The sequence below is a fragment of the Streptomyces sp. CB00316 genome, assembly GCF_001905595.1.
GTDB lineage: Bacteria > Actinomycetota > Actinomycetes > Streptomycetales > Streptomycetaceae > Streptomyces.
Window position 1 is genome coordinate 149,186 of the sequence record NZ_LIXI01000013.1, and the last position, 24,011, is coordinate 173,196.

Consider the following 24,011-nt stretch of genomic DNA (forward strand, 5'->3'; position numbering starts at 1 on the left):
GCGTGTGGCACCCTGGTCGACCATCGGGGAGAAGGGGCAGCGGAACATGGCATCACGGCGGGACGAGCTCAACGCCTACACCTTTGCGAAGCGGAGGTTGATCGCACAGTTCCTGCAACCCAACCCGACCGGCTCCGAGGAAGGCGCACCGCGCCCCCTGCGCGCGGTCGTACCCGGGGCGATCATCGGCGTCGTCGTCCTCGCCGTGTTCGGCGCCTGGGGCATGTTCAAACCGGTGGCCCCCAAGGACTGGGACACCCCCAACGAGAACGTCATCATCGCCAGCAAGTCCACCACCCGTTACGTGGTGTTGACGACCGGCGGCAAGAAGCAGCTCCACCCCGTCCTGAACATGTCCTCGGCCAAGCTCCTGCTCGCCCAGGACAAGGGCAAGGTCGTCAACGTCGACGAATCGGTGCTGGACAACGGCACGATCCCGCACGGCGCGACGCTCGGTATCCCGTACGCCCCCGACCGGCTGCCCGACCCCAAGGACGCCGGATCCGCCAAGCGCTGGGCGGTCTGCGAACAGCCCGGAGAGGGCGGCCGGGCCATCCAGAAGGCCGCCTTCGTCTTCGCCGAGCGCGAGGAGGAGAAGACCGAGGGCAAGGCGAAGCTGCGTGGCGGCGAGGTGATGTACGTCGAGGGGCCCGACCGGACCCGCCACCTCGTGGACGCCACGGGCAAGGCGTACCCCGTCCCCAACGACGAACTGCTGCTGCGCACCCTGGTCGACCCGAACGCCAAGCCCCAGCGGGTCTCCGCCGCGTGGCTGGCGACGCTGCACCAGGGCGACCGGATCACCTTCCCGACCCTGGACGGGGTCCCGGGCGACCCCGCGAACGTCCCGGGCACCCTGGACACCGACGCGAACAGGGTCGGCATGGTCCTGGCCGCCACCGCCGGAACCAGGACCCAGCAGTACGTCGTCCTCCCCGGCAGGGTCGCCCCGATCTCGGACTTCATCGCCAAGCTCCTGCTCAGCAGCCGGGACCTGGACAAGCTCGGCCAGGCCGGCCAGGTGAAGCCGGTGGGCGCCGCGGCGTTCTCGCCGGGCCGGGCCTTCGGCGCGGAGCTGGACTGGCCGGTCCACGAGGCGAAGGCCGTCAACTCCCCCGACGTCACGAAGGGAAGCCGGAACACCGTGTGCAACGTCCTGCGCGACGTCGACGCCGACAACGGCGCCACCACCCTCTCCACCTGGGTGGGTACGAGCTTCCCGGCGACGCTCCCCACCGGCTCCTCCAGCGCCTATGTCACCCCCGGATCCGGCGAGTTCTTCCGCCAGTTCCAGGGCTCCAAGACCGACGTCGGCTTCCTCTTCCTGGTCACCGACACCGGACTGCGCTACGCGATGCAGTCCAACAGCGACAGCGGACAGGACGACTCCGGCATCGGCGCGTCCGGCTCGAAGAAGGAGCGGGAGGCGCGCCGGCAGGAGGCCCAGCAGGCCCAGAACCTCCTCGGCTACAAGGACGTCGACCCCACACCCGTCCCGGCCGCCTGGTCCACCTTCCTGCCGACGGGCCCGCGGCTCTCGACGGGCGCGGCGAGCCAGCCGCAGGGTTCGTGAGGAGCGGTAAGCCGATGACGCCCCCCACGCCCACGCGTCTGCTTCACGCGACCAGGCACCTCCTGACGACAGCGGCGGCCACCGGATTCCTCCTCGTCGCCCTGCCGGCCCCTCCGGCAGCCGCGGACGACACGACCCAGTGCACGTTCGACGGGAAGAAGTACCCTGGCCGCCCCTGGTCGTTGCAGCGCGTCCTCATGGACGAGCTGTGGAAGCAGTCCACCGGGAAGGGGGTACGGGTGGCGGTCATCGACACCGGCGTCGACGTGAAGAACCCCCAACTGACCCCCGCCGTGGACGTCAAGGCGGGCCGGAACTTCCTGCCGAAGGACCTCAAGACCGAGGACGGCAGGAAGGTCGAACGCGGCAAGGAGAACGGCACCACGGACACGGTGGGCCACGGCACCAAGGTCGCCGGCATCATCGCCGCGCGCGAGGCGAAGGGCACGGGCTTCGCCGGCCTCGCCCCGGACGCGACGATCATCCCGATCCAGCAGAACGACGCCGAGGGCAACGGAACGGCGGAGTCCCTGGCCAGGGCCATCCGCTACGCCGCCGACGAGGCGGAGGCCCACATCATCAACATCTCCCAGGACACCGCCGACGCCGTCGCGCCGACACCGCGCCTGAAGCAGGCGGTCGACCACGCCCTGGCCAAGGACATCGTGGTCATCGCCTCGGCCGGCAACGACGGCATGGACGGCAAAGCGAAGCTGACCTACCCAGCTTCCTACGAGGGCGTCCTCGCCGTCGCCTCCTCGGACCGGAACAACGAACGCGCGTACTTCTCCCAGGGCGGCCCGTTCGTCGGTATCGCCGCCCCCGGCGTGGACATGATCTCCACCGTCCCCGGCGGCGGCCACTGCGCCGACAACGGCACCAGCTTCTCCGCCCCGTACGTCGCCGGAGTCGCCGCGCTGATCAAGGCGAAGCACCCTCGCTGGACGCAGCGGCAGATCGTGGCCCAGATGCAGCAGACGGCGGAGCGCTCGGTGGCGGGCCACGACCGCCACGTGGGCTGGGGCGTCGTCGACCCGGTACGCGCCCTCACCGAGGACGACAAGCCCATCGAGCGCCCGGTCGCGAGCGAGGGCATGAGCAAAGGCGAAGCACCGACCACGGCCCAGCTCCACCTGGGGGAAACGGCCGACGAACGCAACGCCCGCCTCGCGACGTACGTCGTCGTGGGCGGCGGCGTCCTGGTCGCCGCCATCACCGGTGCGGCAGTGGCCGTACGGGACACGAGACGCCGCAAGAGGCGGCTCGCGGGCGGCGGCTGACGGAGGGGAACCTCGGCTAAGGCATGAGACAAGTCACGTGGCCGCCAACCCAATTGGCCCGGCGCCACGCAGTGACTAAAGTTACCGGATGAGATGGGCTCGGATCGCATCGGTGCGATAGCAACGCGGAACGATCCGAGCAAACGGGGATGCACAACGGGGAGGACGGCATTGTGACCGGTCCAGGTGACCTCAGGCGCGGCGTAGGCGCGCTGGAGACATTCAAGAAGCGGGTGGACGCCCTGCTCGCAGACCTGGAGGGCTCGGCCGCCGGCAAGTCGAAGGTGGCGGCCCAGAAGGTGTCGCGCTCCTCCTTGAGCGGCCCGAACGCCCGCTTCGCCGAGGCGGACGGCCTCTACACCCAGTACAACCGCGTGCACGAGTCCCTGATCTCGCTCTCCAAGTCGCTGGGCGACCAGATCGAGTACCTGAGCCTGGGCGTGCACGCGGCGGCGGTCGGTTTCGACAACGTGGACGACGAGACGCGTCGGCGCTTCCACGAGATCCAGACACGGATGGACCGGGAGCGCGAGGAAGCCGTCAAGCAGAAGCAGCGCAACGACGACGACGGGTTCGAACCTGGGTGGGGAGCGAAGTGAGCGACGAGAAGCAGCCGGAACTGACCCCTGCCGAACAGCAGAAGCAGGACGAAGGCCGCGTCAGGACCCAGCTGGTCGTCACCGACGCGACGGAGCTGGGCAAGAAGGTCCTGAGCCTCTTCGCTCCGGGTGGCGGCGCCACCGGAGGCCGTACCTCGTTCGAGGGACACGACCTCAACGCCATCATCGACCTGGTGGAGAACGCCAACCCGGCGGACCTGGAGAACGCGGGCGAGGCGCTATGGAAGGCCAGGGACGCGATCCGGGGCGCGGCGAAGGAGCTCGGCGACCACATCGACGGCGTCGACTGGCAGGGCGACTCCGGCGAGGCCTTCCGCAAATGGGGCAAGGGCCTGGTCGCCCACGCCACCAAGCTCGGCGACTTCGCCGACGCGGCGGGCACACAGATCACAGTGGCCGGCACCGGCCTGGCATCGGTACGCAATTCCATGCCGCCGCGCGACCGGCGGATGATCCAGACGGACGTGGACGACATCTTGTTCCCGGCCCGGACCGAGACGAACCCGCAGTACGCGGCCGCTCTCGCGGTGGAGAAGAACCGCCAGGAGGCCATCAACCAGATCAACCGGCTGGCGTCGTACTACGCGGTGTCGGAGGAGGTACTGGCGGGGCAGGAACCGCCGCGGTTCGATCAGCGGCTTGGTGTCGACATGCCCAGGCCGGATGGGGGATCGGAGTATCGGCCCGAAAGCCCTTCATCAGCACGTGGTGGTGATCTTTCGGGTAGCAACGCGGCACCGGTCACTCCAGTGCGCGCAGTACCAGGAGAATCCGGCGCAGTGGCCTCACCCAGCGGACGTATGCCGGGAGAAGTCCTCGGATCGGCGCCCGTGCTAGACAAGAGCACATCGACAGAAATCAACAGTGTTGCGACTCCGACCGCCCCTACGATGACCACGGGCACGGCTCCCACCCCGTCCGCCACCGGCGGCTCGGCACCGGTCACTACACCGACTCCGCCAATGGTGCCCGGTGTCGGCACCTCGGTGTCGGCGGGCTCCTCGCGAGCCACGGGTTCGCCGGCTGTGCCCCGGTCTGCGACCCAGGCCGGAGCAGGTCTGGGCAAGGCCTCCTCCACCGGTGCTAGCCCAACAGCAAGAGGTGGCACAGGCACGCCTATTGGCAGGGGGAGCCCGATGGCCGGTGGGCCATCAGCCACGGGGCGTTCCGGCGGAGGCGCACAGCTGCCCACGGCGGGGCAGTCCGGTGTGACGGGCGGCCGCCCCATGGCCGCCCACGGCGGCACAGCGGCACCGGGCAGCTCTCGTACGGGACAGGGCAACGGCATCGTGGGCGGCACTCCGCAGCGGGCCATCTCCGGTGCGTCCGGGGCTGGCGGGGCTCGTGGAGTGCCGCGAGGAACGGTGATCGGCGGACCCGGCGCGAGTGGCAGTGTGCCGCGCTCCGGCCAGCGTGGCGCGCCTGTCACGGGTGCCAATGGAGTGGTCGGAGCTGCCCGGGGGATGTCGGGCTCTGGCTCCAAGGGCTTCACAGCCGGTGGCGCGGGCCTTGTCCGTGGCCCTGTCGGTCGGCGGAAGACTGACCGGAAGGACGAGGAGAACACCGGGTCGACTCGTCCGGACTACCTGACGGAAGACGAAGAAACATGGGCGGCCCGACGGCGCGGAGCCGTACCGCCAGTGGTCGAGCAGTAGGCCCAGGGAAGGTTCGGAAGTCGGAATGACAGCAAGAATGGGCCGACCCCAGAAGCGCGTACTCAGCGCACTGGCTGTGGCAGCTTCGTGGAGCTTGGTCGTCGTCGGCGTGGCACAGCCTGCCGCCGCAGCGGATGTGCGGTCCAAGCAGTGGTACCTGAAGGCCATGCAGGCTGAGGAAATGTGGAAAGTTACGACCGGCGAAGGCATCAAACTTGCTGTCATCGACACGGGTGTCAATGCGTCCACTCCATCCCTGCAAGGCCAGACGCTGAAGGGCTTCGATGCCACGGGCGTCGAGGGGGATGAGAACGACGACTACAGCGGTCATGGCACGACGATGGCTGAATTGATTGCGGGAACGGGTAAGGGCGGCGGAATCAAGGGCCTCGCCCCGGGCGCAAAGATCATCCCGATGCGTATTGGAGACAGCGCCTTTCAAAAGAAGCACTCCTCCAACGTTCACGACTGGGCGGATGCGATTCGTGCCGCTGCTGACAGCGACGCAAAGATCATCAGTATGTCGTTCAGCAGCCCGTACTCCACGGAACAGGAGCGTGAGGCAGCCAAGTACGCAGAGAGTAAAGGCAAACTGTTTTTCGCTGCGGTCGGGAACGATGGTCAAGGGCGCAACAGAGACGCGTATCCGGCAGCGTACCGTCAGGTAGTAGGTATCGCCGCAGCGGATAAGCAGGGGAAAGTCGCGGAATCTTCGCAGAACGGGAATACAGTAGACATCGCTGCACCCGGAAAGACACTTCCGCGGTGGTGCGACAACTCCTTCCAGAGCTACTGCGACGGAGACGGCGGAACCAGCTCCGCCACCGCCATCGCCTCCGCCTCCGCCGCCCTGGTCTGGTCCGCCCACCCAGACTGGACCGCCAACCAGGTCCTCAACGTCCTCTTCGACACGGCCGGAAGGGACTGGGAGAAGGGCACTCTCAGCAAGTACCTCGGCCACGGCCTCATCCGTCCCGCGATGAACATCCTCAAGGGCAAGGGTGACCCCGGAGACCCGGACATCAGCCCCCTCACCGAGGAGCGGACCGGCGGCTCCCCGGCCTCAGCCGCCCCCTCCTCCGCAGCCTCCGCCCCCGCCTCCCAGCAGCCCGCCCAGAACGGGCAGGCCGACAAGGCCGACGAGACCGTCGCGGCGGGCGACAGCGAGGCGGCATCGGACGATGGTGCCCCCCTGGGCCTGATCGTCGGCGGCATCGCAGGCGTGGCCGTCCTCGGGGGAGTGGTCTTCGCCGTCGTCCGCAGACGCGGCGCGGCCTGACCGCAGGTTCCTCATATGTACCGGCCGGCGAACCATGCCGGCTCGCACAATCCACCGGAAGGAAAGGAAAGCCATGTCGGCAGACCAGAAAGTCTCAGCTGCAGCCCTACTCAGGCTTGAGGGCGACCTCACCGAGAGGTTCGAGTCGGTGAAGGGTCAGCTCAAGCAGCTGAACGCGACGATCGACAGCCTGGAAGGTGCCTGGAAGGGCATCGGCGCCGGAGCGTTCAATCAGAAGCAGGTCCAGATCAACAACAACATGGTCGGCATCGGCAACGAGCTGCTGCGCTTCCAGGAGGCCATCAAGGCCGCCCGTACCATTTCGGGCAACAATGAGGAAGAGATCAAGGCCGCCCTCATGGGAGTGGACGTCGTCGACGGCTACTCGGGCGACGCCGCGGCCACGGCCCGGACCTCGAACCTGAACAACTTCTGACCCGTATTCCGTAACTCGACTGAAGGAGGACCACATGGCCACCAACGACGGTACGACGGTCGTCACTTATGCCAGCCTCGATCTCGCGGCCGCGTCGATCGATCGTCAGGCCAAGCAGCTCGACCAGGACCTCCGGGCGATCAAGACCATGATCGCCTCGGTCTCGGAGCTGTGGGAGGGCGAAGCCAAGACGGCCTACCGCACCGCGCAGGGCCGCTGGGACACGCAGGCGACGGGCATCAAGGAGAACCTCGCGCAGATCTCCCGCGCCGTGCGCGACGCGGAGACGGCCTACCGCAGCGGCGACAAGCGGGCGGCAGCGAACTTCCAGTAGCCGATCCGGCTGGAAGCAGGCTGCACAGCAGCACAGCAGGGTGGACACGCGCGGGAGGTGTCCACCCTGATGCATGTCCGCTGCACGTCAGCACGGGCGATGACGGGCGATGACGGGCGATGACGAGCGATGACGAGCGATGAAGACCGATGAAGGAGGGGGCGCTGGACATCCAGCGCCCCCTCCCGCGTACGCGGCGTAGTCCCCGCCTACCGCCCCCCGTCCACCAATCCCGTCTGCACCAGCGGGTTCCCCCGCCGCCGGGTGACGAACAGGCCGCGCCCCGCCGGCATGGGCCGCGGGCGTACGCCGCCGAGGATGTCGCCCTCCATCGGGTCGCCCGACAGCAGCACGCCCTGCGCGCCCAGCTCGGTCATGCGCTGGAGGAACGAGTCGTAGAGGGCCCGGCTCGCCCCCGCCGTGTTGCGGGCGATGATGAAGCGGACGCCCACGTCACGGGCGAACGGCAGCAACTCCGTCAAGGACGACAGCGGGTTGCCGCTCGATGTGGCGACCAGGTCGAAGTCGTCGATGATCACGTAGACCGTCGGGCCGCGCCACCAGCTGCGGTCCCGCAGTTCCTGGGCCGTGACGTCGGCGGACGGTGTGCGGCGCTTCATGAGGTCGTGCAGCGCGACCATGTGGTGGTCCATGTTGTTGGACATGGGGATGTACTCCGCCAGGTGTGACGCCGGGGTCACGTCCAGCAGGGAGCGTCGGTTGTCGATGACGAAGAGCTTGCAGGTGTCGCCGTCGTACCGCTCGGTGAGCTGCTTGATGACCAGCCGCAGCAGGTTGGACTTGCCGGACTCGCTCTCGCCGAAGATCAGGAAGAACGGGTCGTGGTCGAGGTCGACGAAGACCGGCGCGAGGTTGTTCTCGTCGATGCCGAAGGCGATACCGCGCTCGGGTGCGGCGTGGCCCGCCGGCAGTTCGCTCGCCGGCAGGGAGCGCGGCAGCAGGCGTACCTGTGGTGCGGGCGGAGCCGTCCAGTGGCGGGAGACCTCCGCGTTCATCGCGGCCGTCGCCTCGGAGAGGTCGCTGTCGGAGTTGATGCCGTCGATCCGCGGCACCGCCGCCATGAAGTGCAGCTTCTCCGGCGTCAACCCGCGGCCCGGCACCCCTGCGGGCACGTTGACCGCGACCTTGCGGTCCAGCTCGGAGTCCATGACGTCGCCGAGCCGCAGCTCCAGACGGTTCATGAGGTGGTCCTTCAGGCTGGCTCTGACCTCCATGGACCGTGACGCGGTGACGATCAGGTGGATGCCGTAACCGAGGCCCCGCGCCGCGATGTCCACGGCGACGTTCTCCAGCGCCTCGTAATCCGTACGGAAGTTGCCCCAGCCGTCGATGATCAGGAAGACGTCACCCCACGGCTGGTCCGTCACCGAGATCTCGCCGCGCGCCCGCATCCGGCGGAAGGTGGCGATGGAGTCGATGCCGGCGCTGCGGAAGTACTCCTCGCGCCGCGTGAGGATGCCGTACACCTCGGCGACCGTACGGCGGACCCGCTCGGGGTCCAGCCGCGAGGCGACCCCGCCGACGTGCGGGAGGCCCGCGATGGACGACATGCCGCCACCGCCGAAGTCGAGCCCGTAGAACTGGACTTCCTGCGGTGTGTGCGTGAGCGCGAAGCCCGCGATGAGCGTACGGAGCAGGGTCGATTTGCCGGACTGCGGGCCACCGGTGATCTGCATGTGGCCCGCCGCGCCGGAGAAGTCCCGGTACAGCGTGTCGCGCCGCTGCTCGAACGGCTTGTCGATCACGCCCAGCGGTACGACGAGACGCCCCGCCCCCTCGAACCCGGGCTGCGTCAGCCCGCGCCCCGGTACGGCCGAGAGCCCCGGCAGGATCTCGTCCAGCGACGGCGGGTTGTCCAGCGGCGGCAGCCACACCTGGTGGGCGGAGGCACCCCGCCCCTCCAGTCGCCGCACGATCACGTCCAGCACCGTGTCCGCCAGCGCGTCGTCGTCCCCCGCCCGCTGGTCCGGCACCCCGGCCCCGGCCTGTGGGGTCGGCTGCACGTACCGCACGGGCACCGGCGCCGCCGTGAACGGAACCGGCCTGCGGTCCACCGGCAGCGGGCCCCCCGACGCGACCGGCCGGCCCTCCGCCCGGTACACCCCGGAGACGTACGCGGCCTTGAACCGCACCATCTCCTCCGTGCCGAACTTGAGCAGCCCCGAACCGGGCACGTTGGGCAGGTGATACGCGTCGGGCACCCCGATGGCCGCCCGGGACTCGGCCGCCGAGAAGGTCCGCAGACCGATGCGGTACGAGAGGTACGTCTCCAGACCGCGCAGCCGCCCCTCCTCCAGGCGCTGCGAGGCCAGCAGCAGATGCACGCCCAGCGATCGGCCGATGCGTCCGATCTGCACGAACATGTCGATGAAGTCGGGCTTCGCGGTCAGCAGCTCGCTGAACTCGTCGATCACCAGGACGAGTGAAGGGATGGGCTGCAGCGGGGCACCCGCCGCGCGCGCCTTCTCGTAGTCGTGGATGTTGGCGTAGTTGCCCGCGTCGCGCAGCATCTCCTGGCGGCGGTTGAGCTCACCGCTGATGGAGTCGCCCATGCGGTCGACCAGCGTCAGATCGTCCGCCAGGTTGGTGATCACCGCGGCCACGTGCGGCATCTGCGCCATACCGGCGAAGGTCGCGCCGCCCTTGAAGTCCGCGAGGACGAAGTTGAGGGTCTCCGAGGTGTGCGTGACGGCGAGGCCGAGCACCAGCGTGCGCAGCAGCTCCGACTTTCCGGAACCCGTGGCGCCCACGCACAGCCCGTGCGGGCCCATGCCCTCCTGCGCCGCCTCCTTGAGGTCCAGCATCACCGGCGCGCCGCCCTCACCGACACCGATCGGTACGCGCAGCCGCTCGGCCTGGGAGCGGGGACGCCAGGTCCGGCTCACCTCGATGGAGGCCGCGTCCCCCAGGTTCAGCAGATCGGTGAACTCCAGGTTGGCCAGCAGCGGCTCGTCGTCGTCCCCGCCCGTCGCCATGTGCAGCGGGGCCAGCTGACGGGCGAGCGCCTCCGCCGCCTCGTAACTCAGCAGGTCGGGCACCCCCTCGTAGACGAGCCCCTGCCCCGACTCCAGCTGCAGCGACTGCGGCTGCACCGCGACGGAGAGGCCGCCGCGCGCCCCCTGCACCTCGCCCGGCACGACCTCGATGACCGTCACGCCCTGCAGCCCCTCGGCCGAGGCGAGCACCGACATCGGGGGCACCGAATCACCATCCAGGACGATGACGACGTGCGGCTGCTCCAGGAGCGGCTGGCCGCCGGGCTGGAAGCGGGGGCGGCCGTCAAGACGCGCCGCCAACTGCTGTTCGAGCTCCAGGACGCCGGTGGTGATCAGGCGCCGGCTGCCCGCACCGTCGGTCGAGCTTCTGTCCTGTACATGGGGGAGCCACTTCGCCCACTCCCACTGCGGGGCCGCCTCTGCGCCCGTGGCGATCCCGATCACCAGGTCCTCGGGGGAGTGCAGCGAGGCCAGAGCACCGACCATCGCCCGCGCCGAGGAGCGCGCGGACTCCGCGTGGCCGCCGATCGTCAGGTGGTAGAACGCCCGCAGTGACACGGCCATGGGCAGGCCGTCCAGCGTGGAGTGCGTCGTCAGGAACTGCTGCATCGCCCCGGCCGTCAGCGGTTCCAGCTCCTCGACCGGCGCCGTCTCGGGCGCGACGAGCGGCGTGGCCAGCTCCTGGCTGCCCAGACCGATCCGCACCTGCGCGAAGTCGGCGTCGGCGACCCGCCGCTCCCACACCCGGCTGCCCTCGGCGACGAGCGCCCACAGCTGCTCAGGGGAGGGGTGCAGGTAGAACTGCGCGTCACGCTGCTTGCGCGCCGTCTTCACCACCGTGCGCCGGGTCTGCGTCAGGTACTTCAGATAGTCCCGCCGCATGTCCGCGAGCTGACCCTGGGTGCCCCGCCGGAAACGCACCATCATGGCGATGGCCATGGCCACCGTGGAGGCGATCATGATCACGCCCATGATCCGCATGATCGGGTTCGGGGTCATGAAGAAGAAGACGACCGAGCCACCCATGCCCAGCATCGGCAGGAGCTGCATGAGCATGCCCTCCTGCTGGCCCCGGGGCAGCTCCGGCGGAGGTTGCAACTGCACCTGCTCGACCGGCACTTCGGAGGGCAGGGCCCGCGGTGGGCGCTTGACGACGATCTGGCTCACAGCTCACCAATTCCCTTGCCGGACGGAAGTGTTCCTATCGGCGCCCCCGTGGCGACGGGCTCCATCCGCGGGATGGATCCTACTGGCGGAGCGGGGGCCGCTTGGCGGTAGGGTGTCGCGATGCGTATACGCATCCGCTAACTACCGCAAGAACACGGTCATTCGGGACGCGGGGCGGGATCCACCGCCCTCAGGGGTGTTTCCGGCAGAAGTTCCAGAACGGCACACAGCGGTTCCGGAACGGCCGCGGACGCCTCAGGGCGGCGCCGAAAGCCGAAGAACATCAGGCGGACATCCAAGAGCGGCGCCGAAGTCCCGAACAGCCGAAGTCCAGAACAAACAGGGGGAGCAGCAGGTGACAATGACGGCCCAAGCGGCAGCCACCACGACCGGCCGGCCGAGTCACGGGGTTCCGTCCGGCAACGGCACGGGCTTCTGCCGGGTCACGGTCGTCGCACCCGACAGCCGGGTCGACGTGGCGTTGCCCGAGGACGTGCCCGTCGCGGACCTCTACCCCGAGATCCTCCGGCTCTCCGGGCAGAGCCCCGCCCCTGGTGCCCCGGTCGGCTACCACCTCGTACGCCGCGACGGCACCGTCCTGGACAGCGCCCGCACGCTCGCCGGCCACCGCATCCTCGACGGCGAGCTGCTCTCCCTGCGGCCCTTCGCCGAGTCGCTGCCGCCCGCCGTCTTCGACGACGTCTCCGACGCCGTCGCCACCGCCGTGGCCAAGGACCGCACGCTCTGGGGCGACTCGCTCATGCGCGGCGCCGGCCTCTTCGGCGGGTCCGTCCTGCTGACCCTGCTCGGCTTCGTGCTCTGGACCGCCGACCCCCGGCACGACATGCACGGGCTGCCGGGCATCCTGGCCGCGGTCACCGCCGTACTCCTGCTCGCCCTCGCCTGCGTCCGCGCACGGGTCTACGACGACCGGGGCTCGTCCATCGCGCTCGGCACCGGCGCGATGGTGAACGCCGCGGTCGCCGGTTCCGGACTGCTCTCGCTCAGCACGGGCCAGGGCGTGGGGCGGCTGCAGTTCTTGCTCGCCTGCGCCGCCGTGCTGGTCGTCGCGGTCATCCTCATGATCACCGCACCCGGCGGCGACGGACCGTTCGTCGCGTTCGTCTTCGCGAGCGCCACCGGCCTCGTCGTCACCTTCATCGCGATCACGGCGGAGCTGGCCCCCACCGAGGCCGCCGCCGCCTGTGCCCCCTTCGCCGTGGGCGCCCTGGCCTTCCTGCCCGGCCTCTCCACCCGCTTCGCCCGCCTCCCCATCGGCTTCGAACCGCCCCGCTCCGCCGTCGGCGACTACGGCACCGCCGAGCCGGCGCCCCAGGGCCCGGTCGACGCCGTACGCCTCGCCGCCCAGGCGCGCCGCGGCCACGAGCTGCTCCTCGGCCTGGTCGGCGGCTGCGCACTGGTGGCCGTGGCCGCCGCCGCGGTGCTCGGCTTCTCGGACAACGTCTGGGGCCAGCTGCTCGCCCTGGCCACCGGGGTCGCCATGCTGATGCGCGCCCACCTGTTCCGCTACACCGCCCAGGTCGGCTGCACCCTCGCCGCCGGCCTCGGCTCCCTCGTCCTCCTGGGCCTCGGCCTCTCCCTCAACCCGCCGCTCACCCTGGTGCGCGACGCCCTGCGGGGGGACGGCGCCGCCCTGGACGTCCGTACGGTGTGGCTCGCAGCCGCCGTCGCGGGCGTCGCGGCCCTGATCACCGCCATCGGCCTGATCGTGCCGCGCAAGGGGGTGACCCCGTTCTGGGGGCGCTTCCTGGAGATCGCCGAGACGGTCGTCCTGCTCACCCTGCTGCCGCTCTGCCTGGCGGTCTTCGACGTCTACCGCTCGATCCGGGCCCTCACCAGCTGATCACCGGACCTCCGGCGGCCACCGTCCGGGCGTGACCCCGATGGCTGGTACTCTGACCAGTGGCCGTTTGTGTACGCCTCTCCGGATCATTCTGGGGACTGCGCTCATCGGACCTTCGCCTCCGAGTCACGGAAGCTCCCCTGAGATCAAGACCAGGGGCACTCGTGGGCGCTTCGAACACCAAGAGGAGTACGCGTGCCGCTCGACGCCGCTACGAAGAAGCAGATCATGTCCGAGTTCGCCCAGAAGGAGGGTGACACCGGATCTCCCGAGGTCCAGGTCGCCATGCTCTCCCGCCGGATCTCGGACCTGACGGAGCACCTCAAGACGCACAAGCACGACCACCACTCCCGTCGTGGTCTGCTGATCCTGGTCGGCCAGCGTCGCCGCCTCCTGCAGTACCTGGCCAAGAAGGACATCCAGCGCTTCCGTGCGCTGGTCGACCGCCTCGGCATCCGCCGCGGTGCGGCCGGCGGCGCCAAGTAAGTACGCCGTGGAGAGGGAGCGGTTCCCGCGTCTGAGGGGACCGCTCCCTTTGCCGTACGTGCGCGACCGGTGTCAAGCTCAGTAACCTGGACACCGGAACACCAGTAACACCGCACCACCTGTCACACCGCACCACCGCAACACACGAGGGAGAGGCGCAGCGACGCCGCCGCCGGTCCTCGGTAGTGGCCCCCGGGAGCATGCCCGGGAGCTTCGATCGAAGACCGGCCCGCACACACGGTGCGCTTCTCCCGCACCGTCCTCCGCCATACGGGCGGCAGGACGAAAGACGACGAGTATGGAGAAATCACTAGTGGAGAACGAGACCCACTACGCCGAGGCCGTTATCGACAACGGAACCTTCGGCACCCGCACCATCCGCTTCGAGACGGGCCGCCTGGCCAAGCAGGCCGCCGGCTCCGCCGTCGCGTACCTGGACGACGACACCATGGTGCTGTCGGCCACCACCGCTTCCAAGCGGCCCAAGGAGAACCTCGACTTCTTCCCCCTCACGGTGGACGTCGAGGAGCGGCAGTACGCGGCCGGCAAGATCCCCGGCTCCTTCTTCCGTCGTGAGGGCCGGCCCTCCGAGGACGCGATCCTCACCTGCCGCCTGATCGACCGCCCGCTGCGCCCCTCCTTCAAGAAGGGCCTGCGCAACGAGATCCAGATCGTCGAGACGATCATGGCGCTCAACCCCGACCACCTGTACGACGTGGTCGCGATCAATGCCGCCTCCTGCTCCACGATCCTGGCGGGCCTGCCCTTCTCCGGCCCGATCGGCGCCACCCGCGTCGCCCTGATCAAGGGCCAGTGGGTCGCGTTCCCGACGCACACCGAGCTCGAGGACGCCGTCTTCGACATGGTCGTCGCCGGTCGCGTCCTGGAGGACGGCGACGTCGCGATCATGATGGTCGAGGCCGAGGCCACCGAGAAGACCATCCAGCTCGTCAAGGACGGCGCCGAGGCTCCCACCGAGGAGATCGTCGCCGCCGGTCTGGACGCCGCGAAGCCCTTCATCAAGGCGCTCTGCAAGGCCCAGTCGGACCTCGCCTCCAAGGCCGCCAAGCCGGTCGGTGAGTTCCCGGTCTTCCTGGACTACCAGGACGACGTCTTCGAGGCGCTCGCCAAGGCCGTCACCTCCGAGCTGACGCAGGCGCTCACCATCGCCGGCAAGCAGGACCGCGAGGCCGAGCTGGACCGCGTCAAGGAGATCGCCGCCGAGAAGCTCCTCCCGGCCTTCGAGGGCCGCGAGAAGGAGATCTCCGCCGCGTACCGCGCGCTGACCAAGAAGCTGGTCCGCGAGCGCGTCATCAAGGACAAGGTCCGCATCGACGGCCGTGGCGTCACGGACATCCGTACGCTGGCCGCCGAGGTCGAGGCCATCCCGCGCGTGCACGGCTCGGCGCTGTTCGAGCGGGGCGAGACCCAGATCCTGGGCGTCACCACCCTCAACATGCTCCGCATGGAGCAGATGCTGGACACCCTCTCCCCGGTGACCCGCAAGCGCTACATGCACAACTACAACTTCCCGCCGTACTCCGTCGGCGAGACCGGCCGCGTGGGCTCGCCCAAGCGCCGCGAGATCGGCCACGGAGCGCTCGCCGAGCGCGCCATCGTGCCGGTGCTGCCCTCGCGCGAGGAGTTCCCCTACGCGATCCGCCAGGTCTCCGAGGCGCTGGGCTCCAACGGCTCGACGTCCATGGGCTCGGTCTGCGCCTCCACCATGTCCCTGCTGAACGCCGGTGTGCCCCTCAAGGCCGCCGTCGCCGGTATCGCCATGGGCCTGATCTCGCAGGAGATCGACGGCAAGACCCACTACGTCGCCCTCACCGACATCCTCGGTGCGGAGGACGCCTTCGGCGACATGGACTTCAAGGTCGCCGGTACGAAGCAGTTCGTGACCGCGCTCCAGCTCGACACCAAGCTCGACGGCATCCCCGCCTCGGTCCTGGCCGCCGCGCTGAAGCAGGCCCGTGACGCGCGTCTGCACATCCTGGACGTCATGAACGAGGCCATCGACGTCCCGGACGAGATGTCCCCGAACGCCCCGCGGATCATCACCGTCAAGATCCCCGTGGACAAGATCGGTGAGGTCATCGGCCCCAAGGGCAAGATGATCAACCAGATCCAGGAGGACACCGGCGCCGACATCACGATCGAGGACGACGGCACCATCTACATCGGTGCCCAGCAGGGTTCGCAGGCCGAGGCCGCCCGCGCCACGATCAACGCGATCGCCAACCCGACCATGCCGGAGGTCGGCGAGCGCTACCTGGGTACGGTCGTCAAGACGACCACCTTCGGCGCGTTCGTCTCGCTCATGCCGGGTAGGGACGGCCTGCTGCACATCTCGCAGATCCGCAAGCTCGCCGGTGGCAAGCGCGTGGAGAACGTCGAGGACGTGCTCGGCATCGGCGCCAAGGTACAGGTCGAGATCGCCGAGATCGACTCCCGCGGCAAGCTCTCCCTCATCCCCGTCATCGAGGGTGAAGAGGACGAGACGAAGGACGACACCGACAAGTGACGTCCCGTAGTTCCGCGACGACGGCCCGCCCCTCTTCGGAGGGGCGGGCCGTCGCCCGTACCCAAACGCTTCTCAAGGGCACAGGCGGCATCGGCACCGTCCGCCGCACCGTCCTCCCCGGCGGTCTGCGGATCGTCACCGAGGCCCTGCCCTCCGTCCGGTCCGCCACCTTCGGCATCTGGGCCAACGTCGGTTCACGCGACGAGACGCCCACCTTGAACGGCGCGACCCACTACCTCGAACACCTCCTCTTCAAGGGCACCGCGAAGCGCACCGCCCTCGACATCTCCTCCGCCATCGACGCGGTCGGCGGAGAGATGAACGCCTTCACGGCGAAGGAGTACACCTGCTACTACGCGCGGGTCCTCGACACCGACCTGCCGCTGGCCATCGACGTGGTCTGCGACATGCTGACCGGCTCGCTGATCGCCCCCGAGGACGTCGACGCCGAGCGCGGCGTCATCCTCGAAGAGATCGCGATGACCGAGGACGACCCGGGCGACTGCGTGCACGACCTGTTCGCGCACACGATGCTCGGCGACACCCCCCTCGGCCGCCCCGTCCTCGGCACCGTCGACACGATCAACGCGCTGAACCGCGGCCAGATCGCCCGCTTCTACAAGAAGCACTACGACCCCACGCATCTGGTCGTCGCCGCCGCCGGCAACGTCGACCACGCCACGGTCGTACGCCAGGTCCGCAAGGCCTTCGAGAAGGCCGGCGCCCTCTCCCGGACGGACGCCGTTCCCACGGCGCCCCGCGAGGGCTCCCGCACCCTGCGCACCGCCGGAAAGGTCGAGCTGCTGAACCGCAAGACCGAGCAGGCCCACGTGGTCCTCGGCATGCCCGGCCTCGCCCGCACCGACGACCGCCGCTGGGCGCTCGGCGTCCTCAACACCGCCCTCGGCGGCGGCATGAGCTCGCGTCTCTTCCAGGAGGTACGGGAGAAGCGCGGCCTGGCCTACAGCGTGTACTCGTACACCTCGGGCTTCGCCGACTGCGGCCTCTTCGGCGTCTACGCGGGCTGCCGGCCCAGCCAGGTCCACGACGTCCTGAAGATCTGCCGCGACGAGCTGGACCGGGTCGCCACCCACGGCCTGGACGACGACGAGATCACCCGCGCCATCGGCCAGCTCTCCGGCTCCACCGTCCTCGGCCTGGAGGACACCGGCGCGCTGATGAACCGGATCGGCAAGAGTGAGCTGTGCTGGGGCGAGCAGATGTCGGTCGACGACATGCTGGCCCGTATCGCGGAGGTCACCCCCGACGACGTACGGGAGGTGGCGGGCGAGCTCCTCACCCACCGCCCCTCGCTCTCGGTCATCGGCCCGCTCAAGGACAAGCAGGCGGACCGTCTCCACGAAGCGGTCTCCTAATCCCTTAATCCCTTAAGGAATCAAGATGAGCAAGCTGCGCGTAGCCGTTCTCGGTGCTCAGGGCCGGATCGGCTCCGAGGCCGTACGAGCCGTCGAGGCCGCCGACGACCTGGAGCTGGTGGCGGCCCTGGGCCGGGGCGACAAGCTGGAGGCCCTCGCCGAGGCGGGCGCCCAGGTCGCCGTCGAGCTGACCACCCCCGCATCGGTGATGGGTAACCTCGACTTCTGCGTCCGGCACGGCATCCACGCCGTCGTCGGCACCACGGGCTGGACCGACGAACGGCTCGCGCAGCTGACCGCCTGGCTGGAGAACTCCCCGGAGACCGGTGTCCTGATCGCCCCGAACTTCTCCATCGGCGCGGTCCTGACCATGAAGTTCGCGGAGCAGGCCGCCCGCTACTTCGAATCGGTCGAGGTCGTCGAGCTCCACCACCCGAACAAGGTCGACGCCCCCTCCGGCACCGCCACCCGCACCGCCCAGCTCATCGCGGCGGCCCGCGCCAGGGCGGGCAGCGCGCCGCAGCCGGACGCCACCACGACCGCCCTGGACGGCGCGCGCGGCGCGGACATCGACGGCGTCCCGGTCCACGCGATCCGCCTCCGCGGACTGCTGGCCCACCAGGAAGTGCTGCTCGGCGGCGAGGGCGAGACCCTCACCATCCGCCACGACTCCCTCCACCACAGCAGCTTCATGCCGGGCATCCTGCTCGGCGCCCGCCGCGTGGTGACCACTCCCGGCCTCACGTTCGGCCTGGAACACTTCCTCGACCTGAACTGACTGAGCCCACCATGCGCGCAAAGATCACCTACTTTGTCACGGCCGCCGTCCTGGTCTTCTACTTCGTCCTGGTCGGCAGCCGCGGACTGATGCTCATCCGCCACGGCACGCTGCTCACGGTCACGTTCGGCGTCGCCGTGCTGATCCTGCCGGTGATCGGGATCTGGTTCCTCTGGAAGAACACCCAGTTCGTCCGCCGTGCCAACGCGCTCGCCGCCGAGCTGGACGCCGAGGGCGGCCTCCCGGTCGACGACCTGCTCCGCACGCCGTCCGGCCGCATCGACCGGGACGCCGCCGACGCGGTCTTCACCCGGCGCCGCGAGGAGACGGAGGAGGCCCCGGACGACTGGCGCGCCTGGTTCCGGCTGGCGGTGGCCTACCAGGACGCGAGGGACACCCCAAGGGCCCGCAAGGCCATGCAGAGGGCGATCGCCCTGCGCGCCGGCAGGCCCCGGTCCAGCCCGTCCGGCGTTTGAGGTCGTCTTTCACGCGGTACGCGGATGAGCCCGGGACCGACCAACGGCCCCGGGCTCATCCATGTACACGCCGGCACGGCTCACCCGTGCCGATACTCATCCGCCCAAGCCTCCACCGCATCCGTGGCCCGCTCGAACGCCTCCTTGCGCCCGAGGAAGTCCGCGTTGTGGTCGGAGGCCAGTGGCGGCAGCGTCTCCCCGTTCTGCCGGGCCACGATCAGCGCCTGGCCCTGCACCGTACGGGGCAGCCCCAGCCACTTGACGGGCTGCTGGACGGTACGGACGGAGGCGGTGGCCCCCCACGGCACCGTGGTGGTCCGGAAGAACCCCACGCGCCGCACACCGTGCCGGCTCACCCAGGCGCCGACCCGCAGGAGCCGCAGCGCGGCACCGATCAGCGCGCCGGCGAGCAGCAGACAGACCAGGGCCCCGGAGGGCGCTCCGGTGAAAGCGATGATCATCGCCGCGAGCAGAACGAACGAGGCCAGCAAGAGCTGGCCGGCCGCCGCCGCGACCCGCCACGGGCCGGGGCGGTAGGGCCGCCGCCAGCTGTCGTGGTCGTCGAACGGCAGCGCAACGTCCTCCGCGCTCGCATCGAATGCGCGGTCGGCCGTCAGAAAGGGCAGGGGCACGACTCATCCTCACTCACAAGCACGCTCGATTGCTGTGCCCGGTGAGGCTACCGAGGCCGCCCCCGCACAGACCACCCCAGGGGGTCCGTACGAGTAGTTCAGCGGCCCCGGGACGTACTCAGCGGCCCTGCGACGCCTCGGACTGCTTGCCGTGCGAGGCGGACTGTCCGGAGTCGAGCGCCGGAAGACCCAGCAGCAGCGACCCCACGAGTCCGGCGACCACGGTCAGCCCGACGAGGGAACGCCCCAGCAGCTCGGGAACGCTGGCACGGGGGGAGGGAGGGGGAGTGACGTTACTGCGGAATCGGTCGGCCTCGGCGACGAACGAGAACGGGACGGATTCACGCCGGCGGAACATGAGGAAACTCTCCTTGATCTCAGTGGCGGGTGCTGCTAATGAGTCAGACGTACGACGGGCCGGATCGGTGCCCGAATCGCCGTACTTGTTGGGTGAACTCCACGAACGGCTGCCCGACGCCGCCGCGTGCATGCGTCACCCACCCGGCCCGTAAAGTGGTCGCCGCCCGAGCGCCGCCCCTGGAAGGACCCCCGCCGGTGACCGACACCCCCGAACCCGCAAAGCCCCATTTCCGTAGCGATGTCACCGTTGACCTGGTGAAAAGCGCCGCGGGCGACGCGGACGTGCTGTTCGCCGCCCGGGTCTCCACCGCCGGCGAGCAGTCGCTGGAAGAGGTCACCAAGGACCCGGAGCGGTCCAAGGGGCTGATCAACTACCTCATGCGGGACCGGCACGGCAGCCCGTTCGAGCACAACTCGATGACCTTCTTCATCAGCGCCCCGATCTTCGTGTTCCGCGAGTTCATGCGGCACCGCGCGGGCTGGTCGTACAACGAGGAATCGGGCCGCTACAGGGAGCTGGAGCCGGTCTTCTACGTCCCCGGAACCTCCCGCAAGCTCGTCCAGCAGGGCCGCCCGGGCAAGTACGAGTTCGTCGAGGGCACCGAGGAGCAGTACGACCTCACGACCCGCGCCATGGAGGACTCCTACCGGGCCTCCTACGCGGCCTACCAGGAGATGCTGGCGGAGGGCGTGGCCCGCGAGGTGGCCCGCGCGGTCCTCCCGGTCGGTCTCTTCTCCTCGATGTACGCCACGTGCAACGCACGCTCCCTGATGCACTTCCTCGGCCTGCGCACCCAGCACGAGCTGGCGAAGGTCCCGTCCTTCCCGCAGCGCGAGATCGAGATGGTCGGCGAGGAGATGGAAGCCCACTGGGCGCGGCTCATGCCGCTCACTCATGCGGCCTTCAACAAAAATGGCCGGGTAGCCCCGTAGGCGGTGTCCGTATTGCGGCGTTTCGAGAAGTTCATCTAGGCTGATCAAACGGACCCGGCACTGCCTGAACCCCCGAGCAGGCGGTGCCGGGCTCCTCTTCCCCGTCCCCCCGAGAGGGGACCACGCGCTGAGCAGCGAGTAGCGTGTTACCCATGGCTCCGATCTCCACTCCGCAGACCCCCTTCGGGCGGGTCCTCACCGCTATGGTCACGCCCTTCACGGCGGACGGCGCTCTCGACCTCGACGGCGCCCAGCGGCTCGCCGCCCATCTGGTGGACGCAGGCAACGACGGACTGATCGTCAACGGCACCACCGGAGAGTCCCCGACGACCAGCGACGCGGAGAAGGACCAGCTCGTACGGGCGGTGCTCGAAGCGGTCGGAGACCGGGCGCACGTCGTCGCCGGCATCGGCACCAATGACACCCGCCACAGCGTCGACCTGGCCCGCACCGCCGAGCGCACCGGTGCCCACGGGCTCCTCGCCGTCACGCCGTACTACAACAAGCCGCCGCAGGAAGGCCTCCTGCGCCACTTCACGGCCATCGCCGACTCCACCGGCCTGCCCGTGATGCTGTACGACATCCCCGGCCGCAGCGGGGTCCCGATCGACACCGAGACCCTCGTACGGCTGGCCGACCACCCGCGGATCGTCGCCAACAAGGACGCCAAGGGAGACCTGGGCCGCGCCAGCTGGGCCATCGCCCAGTCCGGCCTCGCCTGGTACTCCGGCGACGACATGCTCAACCTCCCGCTCCTCTCCGTCGGCGCGGTCGGTTTCGTCTCCGTCGTCGGCCACGTGGTCACCCCGGACCTGCGGGCACTGGTCGAGGCGCACCTGGGCGGCGACGTCCAGAAGGCCACCGAGATCCACCAGAAGCTGCTCCCGGTCTTCACCGGCATGTTCCGCACCCAGGGCGTGATCACGACCAAGGCCGCTCTGACGCTCCAGGGCCTCCCGGCCGGACCGCTGCGCCTGCCCCTGGTGGAGCTCACCACCCAGGAGACGGCCCAGCTCAAGATCGACCTGGCCGCCGGCGGGGTACAGCTGTAACCACAGACTTCACAACTGAATGAAGAGAACGAGCGAGGCACCTCGCGAAGAGCACGACCCCAAGACAACAGCAAGTGCACGAATGACATGCGCGCCACGTGCCTCAGCGGTACGTGGCGCGTGTGGTTAAGGAGAGTCTTTTGAGCCATCCGCACCCTGAACTCGGCACCCCCCCGAAGCTCCCGAAGGGCGCCCTGCGGGTCACCCCGCTCGGCGGTCTGGGCGAGATCGGCCGCAACATGACGGTCTTCGAGTACGGCGGCCGCCTGCTCATCGTCGACTGCGGCGTCCTCTTCCCCGAGGAGGAGCAGCCAGGTATCGATCTGATCCTGCCGGACTTCACCTCGATCCGGGACCGCCTGGACGACATCGAGGGCATCGTCCTCACGCACGGCCACGAGGACCACATCGGTGGTGTCCCGTACCTGCTGCGCCTGAAGCCGGACATCCCGCTGATCGGCTCGAAGCTGACCCTCGCGCTCATCGAGGCGAAGCTCCAGGAGCACCGCATCCGCCCGTACACCCTCGAAGTCACCGAGGGCCAGCGCGAGCGCATCGGCGTCTTCGACTGCGAGTTCATCGCGGTCAACCACTCGATCCCGGACGCCCTCGCGGTCGCCATCCGCACCCCCGCAGGCCTGGCCGTGGCCACCGGTGACTTCAAGATGGACCAGCTCCCGCTGGACGGCCGCCTCACCGACCTGCACGCGTTCGCCCGGCTGAGCGAGGAGGGCATCGACCTCCTCCTCGCCGACTCCACGAACGCCGAGGTCCCCGGCTTCGTACCGCCCGAGCGGGACATCTCCAACGTCCTGCGCACGGTCTTCGCCAACGCACAGAAGCGCATCATCGTGGCGAGCTTCGCCAGCCACGTGCACCGCATCCAGCAGATCCTGGACGCCGCCCACGAGTACGGCCGCAGAGTCGCCTTCGTCGGCCGCTCGATGGTCCGCAACATGGGCATCGCCCGTGACCTCGGCTACCTGAAGGTCCCCGCGGGCCTGGTCGTCGACGTCAAGACCCTCGACGACCTCCCCGACGACGAGGTCGTGCTGGTCTGCACGGGCTCGCAGGGCGAGCCGATGGCGGCCCTCTCCCGGATGGCCAACCGCGACCACCAGATCCGGATCGTTCCCGGCGACACGGTGATCCTGGCGTCGTCCCTGATCCCGGGCAACGAGAACGCGGTCTACCGCGTGATCAACGGCCTGACCCGCTGGGGCGCCAACGTCGTCCACAAGGGCAACGCCAAGGTCCACGTCTCGGGCCACGCCTCGGCCGGCGAGCTGCTGTACTTCTACAACATCTGCAAGCCGAAGAACCTGATGCCGGTCCACGGCGAATGGCGCCACCTGCGGGCCAACGCCGAGCTGGGAGCCCTCACGGGCGTGCCCAAGGACCACATCGTCATCGCCGAGGACGGCGTGGTCGTCGACCTGATCGACGGCAAGGCCAAGATCGTCGGCAAGGTCCAGGCCGGTTACGTTTACGTCGACGGCCTCTCCGTCGGCGACGTCACCGAGACCTCCCTCAAGGACCGCCGCATCCTCGGTGACGAGGGCATCATCTCGGTCTTCATCGTGGTCGACAGCTCATCCGGCAAGATCGTGGGCGGCCCCCATATCCAGGCTCGGGGCTCCGGTATCGACGACAGCGCCTTCGTCGGGGTCGCCCCGAAGATCCAGGAGGCCCTGGACAAGTCGGCCCAGGACGGCGTGCTGGAGCCCCACCAGCTCCAGCAGATGGTCCGCCGCGTTGTCGGCAAGTGGGTGTCCGACACCTACCGCCGGCGCCCGATGATCCTCCCGGTCGTCGTCGAGGTCTGACCCTCCTGACCAGCCCGTACGGGAGCGGGGCCCCTCGATTTGCATCGGGGCGCCCCGCTCCAGTACGTTTACGGCTCCGCCCGACCGGGAAGCACCGCGCGCACTCGTGCGCCGGGGACACCCCACAGGGGCGGGAATATCCGACTCAGAATCTCTGATAAAGTCGGATCCGCCGAAAGGCAAGGCCACTCCACGGGCCACCAGAAATGAAATTCGGACCGGAAACGGAACGAAAAAGAGTCTGGTAAAGTCGGAACCGCCGGAAAGGGAAATCGCGAAAGCGAAGAACCTCGAAAGTAAAAAACAGCAGGACCGCTTGACCCGCTTCGACCGGGAATCG

At 69.2% G+C, this 24,011-nt stretch carries 20 protein-coding genes; 16 read left to right on the forward strand and 4 right to left on the reverse strand.

Annotated elements, in window-relative coordinates:
- Positions 1 to 46 precede the first annotated feature (46 nt).
- From eccB to AMK21_RS30450, 7 genes are all read left to right on the forward strand, one after another.
- On the forward strand, positions 47 to 1,573 hold the full coding sequence (eccB, locus tag AMK21_RS30420; protein ID WP_073882399.1) for a type VII secretion protein EccB: 1,527 nt from the start codon (positions 47 to 49) through the stop codon (positions 1,571 to 1,573).
- A 14-nt stretch (positions 1,574 to 1,587) separates the two neighbouring features.
- Positions 1,588 to 2,853 (forward strand): type VII secretion-associated serine protease mycosin, encoded by a 1,266-nt coding sequence (gene mycP / locus AMK21_RS30425; RefSeq protein WP_073882380.1) that lies wholly within the window; start codon positions 1,588 to 1,590, stop codon positions 2,851 to 2,853.
- A 149-nt stretch (positions 2,854 to 3,002) separates the two neighbouring features.
- Positions 3,003 to 3,452 (forward strand): hypothetical protein, encoded by a 450-nt coding sequence (locus AMK21_RS30430; protein WP_073882381.1) that lies wholly within the window; start codon positions 3,003 to 3,005, stop codon positions 3,450 to 3,452.
- Positions 3,449 to 5,128 (forward strand): WXG100 family type VII secretion target, encoded by a 1,680-nt coding sequence (locus tag AMK21_RS30435; RefSeq protein ID WP_073882382.1) that lies wholly within the window; start codon positions 3,449 to 3,451, stop codon positions 5,126 to 5,128. The genes AMK21_RS30430 and AMK21_RS30435 overlap by 4 nt, the downstream gene beginning before the upstream one ends.
- A gap of 25 nt (positions 5,129 to 5,153) precedes the next feature.
- A complete protein-coding gene (locus AMK21_RS30440; protein ID WP_073882383.1) occupies positions 5,154 to 6,407 on the forward strand; it encodes a S8 family serine peptidase in 1,254 nt (417 codons plus the stop codon).
- Positions 6,408 to 6,480: 73 nt separating this feature from the next.
- On the forward strand, positions 6,481 to 6,843 hold the full coding sequence (locus AMK21_RS30445; RefSeq protein WP_073882384.1) for a WXG100 family type VII secretion target: 363 nt from the start codon (positions 6,481 to 6,483) through the stop codon (positions 6,841 to 6,843).
- A 34-nt stretch (positions 6,844 to 6,877) separates the two neighbouring features.
- Entirely contained in the window at positions 6,878 to 7,177 is a 300-nt protein-coding gene (locus AMK21_RS30450; protein ID WP_073882385.1) for a WXG100 family type VII secretion target, read from the forward strand.
- Positions 7,178 to 7,386: 209 nt separating this feature from the next.
- Here AMK21_RS30450 and eccCa read toward each other — a convergent pair whose 3' ends face one another.
- Positions 7,387 to 11,361, reverse strand: coding sequence for a type VII secretion protein EccCa (gene eccCa, locus AMK21_RS30455; protein WP_073882386.1), 3,975 nt, complete (start codon positions 11,359 to 11,361; stop codon positions 7,387 to 7,389).
- Between the two features lie 361 nt (positions 11,362 to 11,722).
- On the opposite strand from eccCa, the gene eccD reads away from it, so the two are divergent.
- From eccD to AMK21_RS30485, 6 genes are all read left to right on the forward strand, one after another.
- The gene (gene eccD, locus AMK21_RS30460) at positions 11,723 to 13,225 is read left to right on the forward strand and encodes a type VII secretion integral membrane protein EccD (RefSeq protein ID WP_073882387.1); all 1,503 of its coding nucleotides are present in this window, start codon (positions 11,723 to 11,725) and stop codon (positions 13,223 to 13,225) included.
- A 195-nt stretch (positions 13,226 to 13,420) separates the two neighbouring features.
- A complete protein-coding gene (rpsO, locus tag AMK21_RS30465) occupies positions 13,421 to 13,711 on the forward strand; it encodes a 30S ribosomal protein S15 (protein WP_003965855.1) in 291 nt (96 codons plus the stop codon).
- A 313-nt stretch (positions 13,712 to 14,024) separates the two neighbouring features.
- A complete protein-coding gene (locus tag AMK21_RS30470) occupies positions 14,025 to 16,238 on the forward strand; it encodes a polyribonucleotide nucleotidyltransferase (protein WP_073882388.1) in 2,214 nt (737 codons plus the stop codon).
- Positions 16,235 to 17,614, forward strand: coding sequence for a M16 family metallopeptidase (locus tag AMK21_RS30475; protein WP_073882389.1), 1,380 nt, complete (start codon positions 16,235 to 16,237; stop codon positions 17,612 to 17,614). The genes AMK21_RS30470 and AMK21_RS30475 overlap by 4 nt, the downstream gene beginning before the upstream one ends.
- 25 nt (positions 17,615 to 17,639) lie before the next feature.
- A complete protein-coding gene (gene dapB / locus AMK21_RS30480) occupies positions 17,640 to 18,392 on the forward strand; it encodes a 4-hydroxy-tetrahydrodipicolinate reductase (protein ID WP_073882390.1) in 753 nt (250 codons plus the stop codon).
- Positions 18,393 to 18,403: 11 nt separating this feature from the next.
- Complete coding sequence (locus tag AMK21_RS30485; protein WP_073882391.1) at positions 18,404 to 18,868, forward strand: tetratricopeptide repeat protein; 465 nt, start codon at positions 18,404 to 18,406, stop codon at positions 18,866 to 18,868.
- A gap of 80 nt (positions 18,869 to 18,948) precedes the next feature.
- On the opposite strand, the gene AMK21_RS30490 is transcribed toward AMK21_RS30485, so the two are convergent.
- The gene (locus AMK21_RS30490) at positions 18,949 to 19,500 is read right to left on the reverse strand and encodes a PH domain-containing protein (protein ID WP_073882392.1); all 552 of its coding nucleotides are present in this window, start codon (positions 19,498 to 19,500) and stop codon (positions 18,949 to 18,951) included.
- Positions 19,501 to 19,618: 118 nt separating this feature from the next.
- Positions 19,619 to 19,858 (reverse strand): hypothetical protein, encoded by a 240-nt coding sequence (locus AMK21_RS30495; RefSeq protein ID WP_018512717.1) that lies wholly within the window; start codon positions 19,856 to 19,858, stop codon positions 19,619 to 19,621.
- Positions 19,859 to 20,055: 197 nt separating this feature from the next.
- On the opposite strand from AMK21_RS30495, the gene thyX reads away from it, so the two are divergent.
- The 3 genes from thyX (at position 20,056) to AMK21_RS30510 (ending at position 23,671) form a co-directional block, all read left to right on the forward strand.
- The gene (thyX, locus tag AMK21_RS30500; protein WP_073882393.1) at positions 20,056 to 20,793 is read left to right on the forward strand and encodes an FAD-dependent thymidylate synthase; all 738 of its coding nucleotides are present in this window, start codon (positions 20,056 to 20,058) and stop codon (positions 20,791 to 20,793) included.
- Between the two features lie 152 nt (positions 20,794 to 20,945).
- Positions 20,946 to 21,845 carry a 4-hydroxy-tetrahydrodipicolinate synthase gene (dapA, locus tag AMK21_RS30505; protein ID WP_073882394.1) on the forward strand — a complete coding sequence of 300 codons (900 nt, stop codon included), beginning with the start codon at positions 20,946 to 20,948 and terminating at the stop codon, positions 21,843 to 21,845.
- Positions 21,846 to 21,985: 140 nt separating this feature from the next.
- Positions 21,986 to 23,671: a ribonuclease J gene (locus AMK21_RS30510; RefSeq protein WP_073882395.1), complete on the forward strand. Its 1,686-nt coding sequence runs from the start codon at positions 21,986 to 21,988 to the stop codon at positions 23,669 to 23,671.
- Positions 23,672 to 23,816: 145 nt separating this feature from the next.
- Here AMK21_RS30510 and AMK21_RS36395 read toward each other — a convergent pair.
- Positions 23,817 to 24,011: hypothetical protein (locus AMK21_RS36395; protein WP_234422080.1), on the reverse strand; the 195-nt coding region annotated here is incomplete at its 5' end.